We start from the raw sequence: 10,063 nt of genomic DNA, 5'->3' as shown, positions 1-10,063 counted from the left end.
CGTGGAACCTGCAGCTGTCGCAGCCGGTCGTGCGCGTCGCCAACTGGATTGGCATCGCGCAAGCTGGCGCGCAAGTCGAGCAGGCCGAGGCGCAGTTTGCGCAGGCCGAGAGCGACCTGATCTTGCGCACGGCACAGGCGTACTTTGACGTGCTGACGGCACGCGACAGTGTAACGGTCGCCAAGGCGCAGCTGCGTGCGGTGGAACAGCAGCGTGTGCTGGCCAAGCGCCGCTACGACGTGGGCGAGGCAACGATCACCGATGTGTACGAGGCGCAGTCCCGACATGATCTCGGGCGGTCTCAGCTGGTGCAGGCGCTGAACGACAAGGAATCCCGGCAGGCTGAGCTGGAAAAGCTGATTGGGGCACTGCCCGACCCGCTGGCTGGCCTCCGGGCCGATGTCAGCCTGCCCGCACCCGAGCCGGCAGACGTTGGCGCGTGGATGGGCAACGCGCGCCAGAACAATCCCGCAGTGCGCACGCAGTTGGCTGCGGTGGAAGTGGCCGAGAAGGAAGTGTCAAAGAACCGGGCGGCCCATCTGCCGACGCTCGATTTCACCGCCGGCTATGGCCGGAACTACACGTCGGGGTCCATGACCTCGCCGGCCGACATCGAGAATCGGGTCAAATCCGGCACCATCGGCCTGCAGCTGACCATTCCCATCTACCAGGGCGGCGCGGTCAATTCCCGGGTGTCGGAAGCCATTGCCAACCGATACAAGAGCCGCGCGGAACTGGAGGCGGCGCGGCGCCAGGCGGCCACGCTGGCGCGGCAGGCCTTCGGCGGCGTTACCAGCGGCCTGTCGCAGTTGGCGGCGCTGACCTCGGCGGTCACCTCGAGCCTGGATGCAGTGAATGCCAACAAGATCGGCTACCGAATCGGCACGCGCGTCAACATCGACGTGCTCAATGCCGAGCAGCAGCTTTTCGCCGCACAGCGCGACCTGGCCAAGGCGCGCTACGACACCATCCTGCAGGGGCTACGCCTGAAATCGGCCGCTGGCACGCTGGCAGAAGGCGACGTCATTGCCGTCAATGCCTTGCTGACCGAGGATGCCAGTCAAACCACACCCGCGGTGCCGGCCATGCCAGCCGCATCGAACGCCACCCAATCACCGCAAGTGAGAACCCAATGACAACTCCTACGAACACCGAGCAACTGGCAAAGTTCGCCGCCGAGCAGGCTCAGCGCGTCGTCAAGAAGATCCCCCTGCTGGGGCCTGTCTCCTGGCTGATGATGAACAATCCATCGACTCGGCATGCCTTCTTCGCCGACCTGGAATGGCGTGTCATGCCGCCGCTCGTGCTGGAGCAGGCCAAGCTCTACATGAAGGGCGACATGCCTACCGCGTTCGTGACATGGGCTTACCTGTCCGAGACAGTGTTAGAGCGATTTGTCAGGCCGCCATTCCACCTCGCCCCCGGCGACTGGAAATCGGGCGACAAGGTGATCCTGATCGACCTGATCGCGCCCTATGATGGCGCTGCTGAGGTGCTGGCCGATCTGAAGCAAACAGCGCTCGCAGGCAAGGCGATTCATCAGGTAGCCCCAGAGACGGCTTCCTCGATGAACGTCATCACGCTGTAATTGCCTGTGTCATCCCTCCGCGCAACTATCATGCAAGAACCTGTTCTCGAAAGACGAAGCGGTCATGCAAGAAGCACGGTATCGGCTCCGGCAGTTCCCCACCGGTTGCCGGACGCGACCGTACAAGCCCAGCCCCTTGGCGGCCCACAAGCCTCGCTGGACATCGGGACGGATACGAGCAGCGCCGTGCCGGCCCTCTTGTTCCGCCTGCCTAGCACGAGCGCGGGCGAAATTGTTCTGCGGCTGGCGGGCCAAGCCCCTTCCCAGGATGCCGCCCGCGCCGTCGTGTTCGTCGAGGCTTCTCGGTTCATGACGCTTTGGCAACAAGAGCCGGGATTCCAGTATCGGCAATTCCTGGAAGAGCCTCCATTTACTTGGCTCACCGACCCAAAACTCACAGAAGCCGCCGCGCAATGCCGTGACTCTGCACGGATGCCGATCCCACTTCCGCAGGTTCAATGCCTGCGCCATATGGCAGAGCGCGTGCGGGATGTTCGGCGCCTGCGACGGCGCCCACAGGATCTGCAAGGGGCGCAGACCTATTGGTTTGCCGTGGTCGACAAGGGCGCCCACCACCTGATCTGGATGCTGGCGCAAGGTGTCCCGGTGTTTCCCGTCGAGTGCGATGTGACGCAAGCTTTCCGCCTCCACCAGGCCGCTGGCCTCCCGGGTACCGAACCCTCGACGATGCCGGAGTTGATGCAGCGCTATCGCTCTGCAGGCTGATTCGACGCCTTGCGCGGAGCGTACGCGGGGGCCACATCCAAATATCCAATTGTTAAAAGAAACGGCGCCGTCTCTCGAGCGACTCTTCCGCTACAGTGGCCGGCCCATTGGAGATCTCAGTCCGGCATGGCCAACGTAGAACGCACCGCCTATCCGCGCTTTCCCAAGGTCTTTTCGACAGCGGAATTGCAGGCCTGCTATACGCCGGACGTCGAGGAACTGGTGTGGGGGCGACGCAATGCGCGGGGGGAGTCCACGCGACTCGGCCTACTGGTGCTGCTGAAGGTCTTTCAGCAGATGCACCACTTCCCAAATCTTGATTCCATTCCCACGGCCATCATCGAGCACGTCCGGGTTAGCGCAGGCATCGGCACGGAGGTCGACTTTGGCTACGACAGAGCCAGATCTCCTGCATTGTTTCGGCACTACGCCACCATTCGCGAGTTTCTTGGCATCCAGTCCTACTACGGCACCGACGCCAATGAAGTCGCCGTGCGTGCGGCACGGGAGGCGGCCGAGGTCGTGGATCAGCCGGTGGACATCATCAATGCCACCATCGACAGCCTGATCCAGCAGCAGGTCGAATTGCCGTCGTTCTCGACGCTGGATTCGATTGCGGAGCAAGTCCATGCGCGCACGCAAACAGCTCTGTTCCGGCGCGTCGCGCGACGCCTGACGGATGATGACAAGGCCCAGCTGGACCGCCTGCTCAATCGGGAATTCAATCAGCGCCAGACGGCATACAACACCGTTGCTGTGGCGGCATTTCAAGGCGCACCGGGCCGTCCTGCTGCGCCTGGCGCACGCCCTGGCATGGGGATCGACCACGCAATCGCAGACCTTGCTGACGGCGTTGGAAACGAGTGTTCGAGAACGAGTCGCTGCACCGGGAGTGGGTTGCCGTCGACGTTGACCTCAGCTTTTCCTCGGAACGCTGGCGCAAGCTGGTGCGCCGTCCGATCGAACTGGGCGCCCCGACCAATCGTCGCTATCTCGAGCTCTGCGTCCTGTCCTATATGGCCAAGGAATTGCGCAGCGGCGATCTGTGCGTGACCGGCTCCGACGCATTTGCGGACTACCGCGATCACCTGCTGCCATGGCGCGAGTGCGAACACCGCTTGCCGAACTACTGCGAGAAGTTCGGCATGCCCGCCAGCAGCGCCGGCTTCGTGGCCCAGCTGCGTCAGAGGCTTTCGGACACGGCTCGTCAACTGGATGAGCGGTTCCCCGAGAAGTCCGAGCATGTGATCATCAACAAAGCGGGCGAGCTGGTGGTGCGCCGCACCGCGGCCACCATCGTCCCGGAAAGCGCAGTCGCGCTGCAGAAACCGCTGATGAAGCGCATGCCAGTGCGCAACCTGCTGGACGTTCTGGCCAATATCGAACACTGGACACATTTCACGCGGCATTTCGGCCCGCTCAGTGGTAGCGACCCCAAGATTCGTAACGCTGCCGAGCGCTACTTGCTGACCATCTTCGCGATGGGCTGCAATCTCGGGCCGACCCAGGCGGCGCGCCATATGGGCGACAAAGTCACGCCACACATGATGTCGTTCGTCAACCGGCGGCACTTGAGCCTCGAGCGGCTGGAGACCGCACAGCGGGAGCTGATCGAGCTCTATCTACGACTGGACCTGCCCAAGCACTGGGGCGATGGCAAGACGGTGGCGGCCGATGGCACCCAGTACGATTTCTACGACAACAATCTGCTGGCCGGCTACCACCACCGGTACCGCAAGATGGGCGCGGTGGTCTACCGGCACGTGGCGGACAATTACATTGCGGTTTTCCGGCATGCGGCAAGTCTATAACATGCCGTTATGGACGTGCCAAAAAAAAGAATCTTTCACGGCCGCTCCGCCGCGTTCATGCAGGACCACCCGCAGACCCACATCACCATGCTGCCGCATTCTTCGCGCACGGTCGTGAACATGGTGTCGGAGCAGCGCTGCGACGTGGGCTTTGCGATCCTGTCGATGAACCACCCCAGCACGCATGGCGAGCGCCTGATCTCGACCCGGATGGTTTGCGCCATCCCGGCCGGGCACCCGCTGGCCGGCAAGGAAGTGATCCGGCCCCAGGACCTGGCGGGGGAGAGCTTTGTCTCCCATCCGCGCGTGCTGGATTCCCGGCTGCAGATCGATGCGCTGTTCGCTTCCTACGGCATCGAGTGCAATGTGCAGGTGGAAACGCAGGTGTCCTGGAGCATCTGCGCATTCGTGGAGGAGGGGCTGGGCGTGGCGCTGATCGATCCGATCACCGCGCACGAGTACAAGGGCACCGGCGTCTGCTTCCGGATGTTCGAACCGTTGCTGACGACGGACTTTTCCGTGCTGTTTTCGGCGCAGCGGTCGCCGTCGATATTGCTCAAGGCGTTCGTCACCCACACGCGCGCTTCGCGCTGGCCCGGCTGGATCCGCGCTTTGTGGTGGCTTAGGCCGTGGGCCGCGCGGCAATCCTGAAATTCGGCAAGGTCATCGCTCCGTCCAGTTCGGCGTCCCTCGCGCGGGGCTCCCGCTGCCGAGCAGTACTTCGCGTTCGTTCTTTACCGCGCCGTCGCTGGACTTCTACCGGCTCGAAGGCAGCCTGCGCGCCCTCTGAACGGCGCCCTTGACCGGATTCGAATCCGTTCCGGGCGGCATCAATACGGGCGGCATCAATACTTGATTTGAAATCAAATATTTTTGTCCAGTAACGGCGTTTATTTCATCAGTTTCCACCGGCAGAATCTCCTCCAGATCAAACCGGTCCCTTCCAAGGAGCACACCATGCGCAATATTCCCGCTTTCGGCCTCGGCACGTTCCGCCTGCAAGGCCAGGTTGTCATCGACTCGGTCCGCAACGGCCTCGAACTCGGCTACCGCGCAATCGACACCGCCCAGATCTATGGCAACGAAGCGGACGTGGGCGAGGCGATCGCCGCCTCCGGCGTGCGCCGCGACGACCTGTTCCTGACGACGAAGATCTGGGTCGGCAACTACGCCAAGGACAAGCTCGTGCCCAGCCTCGAGGAAAGTCTGGCGAAGCTGCGCACGGACCACGTCGACCTGACCCTGATCCACTGGCCGGCGCCCGGCAACGGCGTGCCGCTCGAGGCCTACATGACCGCGCTCGCCGAGGCGAAGGAAAAAGGCCTGACGCGGCAGATCGGCATCTCGAACTTCAACATCGAACTGACAAAGCAGGCGATCGCCGCGGTCGGCAAGGACGCGATCGCGACCAACCAGATCGAGCTGAGCCCCTATCTGCAGGGCCGCAAGCTGGTGGACTTCCTGCAGCAAGAGGGTATCCACGTCACGTCGTACATGACGCTGGCGTACGGCAAGGTGCTTGGCGACCCGGTGATCGGCGCGATCGCGCAGCGGCACCAGGCGACGCCGGCCCAGGTCGTGCTGGCCTGGGCGCTGCAGCTCGGCTACTCGGTGATCCCGTCGTCCACCAGGCGCGAGAACCTCGCCAGCAACCTGCTCGCGCAGACGCTGCGCCTGAGCGACGACGACATGGCGCAGATCGCCGCGCTCGAGCGCAGCGGCCGCGAAGTCAGCCCCGACGGCCTCGCGCCGCAATGGGACTGAACGCGCAGCGACCGTTTTTCGTTCCGTCCTTCTTCGTCCCGTCTTTCCTAGATCCCTCCGCGGCCCGCAGGCCGCGGATCCGATAGCACACGCACCATGACCCAGGATCCGCTGTTTCAATCGCTTCAACTCGGCGGGCTGACGCTGCCGAACCGCATCGTGATGCCGCCGATGACGCGCTCGCGCGCCAGCCAGCCCGGCGACGAGGCCAATGCGCTGATGGCCGCGTACTACGCGCAGCGCGCGGGGGCCGGCCTGATCGTCAGCGAAGGCACCTACATCGCGCCGCTCGGCAAGGGCTATGCATGGACGCCCGGCATCCACACGCCCGCGCAGGTGGCCGGATGGCGCAAGGTGACCGATGCCGTGCACGCCGCCGGCGGCCACATCTTCGCGCAGCTCTGGCATGTGGGCCGGCTGAGCCACGCGAGCCTGCTTGGCGGGCAACAGCCCGTGTCGTCGTCGCCGATCCAGGCGCAGGGCGTAAATGTGTTCATCGCCGGCGAGGACGGCAGCACGCCCGGCTTCGTCCAGGCCTCCGCGCCGCGCGCGCTGACCGTCGACGAGATCCGCGAAGTCGTGGACCAGTACCGCGCCGCCGCGCGCAACGCCATCGAGGCGGGTTTTGACGGCGTCGAGCTGCACGGCGCGAACGGTTACCTGGTGAACCAGTTCATCGACTCGAATGCCAACACGCGCACCGACGCCTACGGCGGGTCGCTGGAGAACCGCTTGCGTTTCCTTGGCGAAGTCGCGCAGGCGCTGGTCGAAGGCACGGGCGACGCGTCGCGCGTCGGTATCCGCCTCGCGCCGCTGACCACGCTGAACGGCTGCGTCGACGACGATCCGGAAACGACATACCTTGCCGCGGCCAGGCTGCTTGGTGATCTCGGTGTCGGCTACCTCCACATCGCGGAAGCGGACTGGGACGATGCGCCGCTGATGCCGGCGGCATTCAAGCGCAAGCTGCGTGAAGCGTTCCCCGGCGTGCTGATCTATGCCGGCAAGTACACCGCGGAACGCGCGCGCGAAGCGATCGCGGCGGGCTGGGCCGACCTGGTTGCCTTCGGCCGTCCGTTCGTCGCGAACCCGGACCTGCCCGAGCGCCTGCGCGTTGGCGCGCCGCTCGCGCAGCATGACCGTGGCACGCTCTTCGGTGGCGGTGCGCAAGGGCTGATCGACTACCCCACGCTGGCCGAAGCCGCAGCCTGAACGAGACCCGGAGTTCGATGGTGAAGGCGAAACCTTGGCTTTCCGGCCCCGGCTCCGCCTCCTCCGAGCCTAGCTGTTGCTCGGAAAAGCGAACTGCGCCTTCTCGGTGACCTCGCGCTTTGGCCAGCGCTGGGTGATTGCCTTGCGACGGGTGTAGAAGCGCACACCATCCGGACCGTAGGCATGCAGGTCGCCAAACAGTGAACGCTTCCAGCCACCGAAGCTGTGGTAGGCCACGGGCACCGGCAGCGGTACATTGACACCAACCATGCCAACTTCGATTTCGTCGCAGAAGGTGCGAGCCGATTCGCCATCGCGCGTAAAGATGCACGTGCCATTGCCATATTCGTGAGCGTTGATGAGCTGCATCGCATCCTCCAGGCTTTTGACACGCACGATGCACAGTACCGGCCCAAAGATTTCATCCTTGTAGATGGTCATGTCTGTGCTGACGTTGTCGAACAGCGTGCCGCCCACGAAGTAGCCGTCCTCGTGGCCAGCTACCGTGAAGCCGCGACCATCGACCAGCAGCTTGGCGCCGGCGGCTTCACCCGCCGCAATGTATCCGGTCACGCGCTCGAGCGCTGCGGACGTGACTAGCGGCCCCATATCCAGTCCACACGAGGTACCCGGGCCAATTTTCAAGGCCTGGATTGCGGGAACAACCTTCTCGATGAGAGCGTCGGCAATCTCGTCGCCAACACACACGGCAACCGAAATGGCCATGCAGCGTTCGCCGCAAGAGCCGTATGCAGCGCCCATCAAGGCGTTGACGGCGCTGTCCAGGTCAGCGTCTGGCAAAAAGACCGCATGGTTCTTTGCGCCGCCCAGGGCCTGTACACGCTTGCCGCGCTTCGTGCCTTCCGCATAGATGTACTCCGCAATTGGCGTGGACCCGACAAAGCTCAGCGCTTTTACGTCGGGATGTTCGATCAACGCATCGACAGCTTCCTTGTCGCCGTTAACCACATTAAGGACACCTTTGGGCAAGCCGGCTTGATAGAACAGTTCGGCAATCATGAGCGTCGAGCTGGGGTCACGCTCCGACGGCTTCAGGACAAAGGTGTTACCGCAGGCGATGGCGAGCGGGTACATCCACAGCGGCACCATCGCCGGGAAGTTGAACGGCGTGACGCCGGCGACTACGCCCAGCGGCTGGAATTCGCTCCAGGCGTCGATGTTCGGACCTACGTTGCGGGTGTACTCGCCCTTCAGTAGTTCGGGAGCGGCGCACGCGTATTCCACGTTCTCGATGCCGCGCTTCAGTTCGCCGGCGGCATCTTCGATGGTTTTGCCGTGTTCCTTGCTGATGAGTTCGACGATGGCCTTTTCATGTTCCTCCAGCAACTGTTTGAAGCGGAACAGCACCTGCGCCCGCTTGGCCGGGGGCGTATTGCGCCATGCCGGGAATGCAGCCTTGGCAGTCAGGATGGCGTGTCTCACGGTAGCGGAATCCGCCAGGACAAGCTGGCCGGTGACTTCGCCGGTGGAGGGGTTGTAGACCGGCGAGGGGCGGCCTTCGCCTACGACACGCTCGCCATTAATGAAATGCGGGATGGTGTTCATACTGAATCCAGGAAAACAAGGGTAGTTGCTGGAAGGGCAGGTGGCCGAACGGCCTTAAGCGAGCGTCCCGATGACAACGCCAACGGCGTCGAACATGGTGTCAAGCTCGCTGGTGGTGGTGTTGAAAGCCGGTCCGAACTGGAGCGTGTCGCCGCCGAAGCGTACGTAGAATCCCTTCTTCCACAGCGCGAGACCAGCCTCGAACGGGCGTATGGTTGCGTCACCGTCGCGCGGGGCCAGTTGGATGGCTCCGGCCAGGCCACAGTTGCGGATGTCCACGACATGCTTTGTGCCCCGTATGCCGTGGATGGCCTGCTCGAAATGGGGAGCCAGCTCGGCGGCTTGCTGAATCAGGTTTTCACGTTTCAGTACGTCCAGCGTCGCCAGGCCGGCGGCGCATGCTACTGGGTGGGCTGAGTACGTGTAGCCGTGCGCGAACTCGACGGCATGTTGCGGCGCCGCCTGGTTCATGAACGTCTCGTAGATTTCGCTCGACGCGATGACCGCGCCCATGGGAATTGCTCCATTGGTCAGCTGCTTTGCGACATTCATCAGGTCGGGGGTGACGCCGAAGAATTCGGCGCCAGTCGGTTCACCCATGCGGCCGAAGCCCGTGATCACTTCATCGAAGATCAACAGGATGCCGTGCTGGTCGCAGATTTCGCGCAGGCGCTGGAGGTATCCCAGGGGCGGAACAATGACGCCGGCCGAACCCGACATCGGCTCGACAATAACCGCTGCGATGTTCGACGCGTCGTGCAGTTCGATGAGTTTCAGCAGTTCATTGGCGAGCGCCACGCCGCCGGTCTCGGCCTGGCCTTTGGTGAACGTGCAATCGGGCTGCAGCGTGTGCGGGAGGTGGTCCACGTCCATCAGCTGGCCAAACGTCTTGCGGTTTCCACCAATGCCGCCCAGGCTCGTGCCGGCGACGTTCACACCGTGATAGCCGCGGGCACGACCAATGAGCTTGGTCTTTGCCGGTTGGCCTTTGAGCCTCCAGTATGCGCGGGCCATTTTTACAGCCGTATCCGCACATTCCGAGCCGGAGTTGGTGTAGAAGACGTGCTTCAGGTTGCCAGGCATTATGTCAACGATGCGCTCGGCCAGCGTGAACGACAGCGGGTGGCCAAACTGGAACGCAGGCGCGTAGTCCAGAGTTCCCAACTGGCTTGCCACCGCTTCCTGGATCTCCTTCCGGCTATGGCCGGCACCACATGTCCATAGACCCGACAATCCGTCGAAGACCTTGCGCCCATCGGCGTCAATCAGATAGCGCCCCTCAGCCGCGACAATCAGACGCGGGTCCTGACGGAAATTGCGGTTCGCGCTGAACGGCATCCAGTGAGCGCTGAGATTGAGCTCGTTCTTGTTCTTGAGGGCGTAGGCGGCGGAGGGG

General features: G+C 63.4%; 8 protein-coding genes and 2 pseudogenes. 8 read left to right on the top strand and 2 right to left on the bottom strand.

The genetic code is table 11. The features are described from left to right. The 8 genes and pseudogenes from E1J61_RS28745 to E1J61_RS28710 form a co-directional block, all read left to right on the top strand. Positions 1-1,136 (top strand): TolC family outer membrane protein (locus tag E1J61_RS28745; protein ID WP_133097317.1); only part of this gene is annotated, 1,136 nt, incomplete at its 5' end. Further along, complete coding sequence (locus tag E1J61_RS28740) at positions 1,133-1,588, top strand: toxin-activating lysine-acyltransferase (RefSeq protein WP_133097316.1); 456 nt, start codon at positions 1,133-1,135, stop codon at positions 1,586-1,588. The genes E1J61_RS28745 and E1J61_RS28740, both read left to right, overlap by 4 nt. Before the next feature lie 30 nt (positions 1,589-1,618). Further along, positions 1,619-2,314 (top strand): hypothetical protein, encoded by a 696-nt coding sequence (locus tag E1J61_RS28735; protein WP_133097315.1) that lies wholly within the window; start codon positions 1,619-1,621, stop codon positions 2,312-2,314. A gap of 126 nt (positions 2,315-2,440) precedes the next feature. Next, positions 2,441-4,110, top strand: a pseudogene (locus E1J61_RS38935) (Tn3 family transposase); the annotation flags it as partial. Positions 4,111-4,182: 72 nt separating this feature from the next. After that, the gene (locus tag E1J61_RS28725; protein ID WP_243737027.1) at positions 4,183-4,776 is read left to right on the top strand and encodes a LysR substrate-binding domain-containing protein; all 594 of its coding nucleotides are present in this window, start codon (positions 4,183-4,185) and stop codon (positions 4,774-4,776) included. 61 nt (positions 4,777-4,837) lie between these two features. Further along, positions 4,838-4,915 (top strand): annotated as a pseudogene (locus E1J61_RS38930) (adenylate cyclase); the annotation flags it as partial. Positions 4,916-5,082: 167 nt separating this feature from the next. After that, positions 5,083-5,889, top strand: coding sequence for a 2,5-didehydrogluconate reductase DkgB (gene dkgB / locus E1J61_RS28715; RefSeq protein ID WP_133097314.1), 807 nt, complete (start codon positions 5,083-5,085; stop codon positions 5,887-5,889). Between the two features lie 96 nt (positions 5,890-5,985). Continuing rightward, positions 5,986-7,101, top strand: coding sequence for an alkene reductase (locus E1J61_RS28710; protein ID WP_133097313.1), 1,116 nt, complete (start codon positions 5,986-5,988; stop codon positions 7,099-7,101). Positions 7,102-7,170: 69 nt separating this feature from the next. On the opposite strand, the gene E1J61_RS28705 is transcribed toward E1J61_RS28710, so the two are convergent. Both E1J61_RS28705 and E1J61_RS28700 read right to left on the bottom strand, forming a co-directional pair. Continuing rightward, entirely contained in the window at positions 7,171-8,667 is a 1,497-nt protein-coding gene (locus E1J61_RS28705; protein WP_133097312.1) for a CoA-acylating methylmalonate-semialdehyde dehydrogenase, read from the bottom strand. A gap of 54 nt (positions 8,668-8,721) precedes the next feature. After that, on the bottom strand, positions 8,722-10,005 hold the full coding sequence (locus E1J61_RS28700) for an aspartate aminotransferase family protein (RefSeq protein WP_133097325.1): 1,284 nt from the start codon (positions 10,003-10,005) through the stop codon (positions 8,722-8,724). Between the last annotated feature and the right edge of the window lie 58 nt (positions 10,006-10,063).

The organism is Cupriavidus sp. L7L, assembly GCF_004353535.1.
Lineage (GTDB): Bacteria > Pseudomonadota > Gammaproteobacteria > Burkholderiales > Burkholderiaceae > Cupriavidus > Cupriavidus oxalaticus_A.
The sequence above is the reverse complement of the archived record's forward strand: the minus strand, read 5'-3'. Positions and strand labels throughout refer to the sequence as shown.

What these genes read in the sequence shown, in the direction of transcription:
- E1J61_RS28740 (WP_133097316.1), top strand. Translation starts at nt 1,133, where the DNA reads ATGACAACTCCTACGAACACCGAGCAACTGGCAAAGTTCGCCGCCGAG.
- E1J61_RS28735 (WP_133097315.1), top strand. Translation starts at nt 1,619, where the DNA reads ATGCAAGAACCTGTTCTCGAAAGACGAAGCGGTCATGCAAGAAGCACG.
- E1J61_RS28725 (WP_243737027.1), top strand. Translation starts at nt 4,183, where the DNA reads ATGCAGGACCACCCGCAGACCCACATCACCATGCTGCCGCATTCTTCG.
- dkgB (WP_133097314.1), top strand. Translation starts at nt 5,083, where the DNA reads ATGCGCAATATTCCCGCTTTCGGCCTCGGCACGTTCCGCCTGCAAGGC.
- E1J61_RS28710 (WP_133097313.1), top strand. Translation starts at nt 5,986, where the DNA reads ATGACCCAGGATCCGCTGTTTCAATCGCTTCAACTCGGCGGGCTGACG.
- E1J61_RS28705 (WP_133097312.1), bottom strand. Translation starts at nt 8,667, where the DNA reads ATGAACACCATCCCGCATTTCATTAATGGCGAGCGTGTCGTAGGCGAA.
- E1J61_RS28700 (WP_133097325.1), bottom strand. Translation starts at nt 10,005, where the DNA reads ATGCCGTTCAGCGCGAACCGCAATTTCCGTCAGGACCCGCGTCTGATT.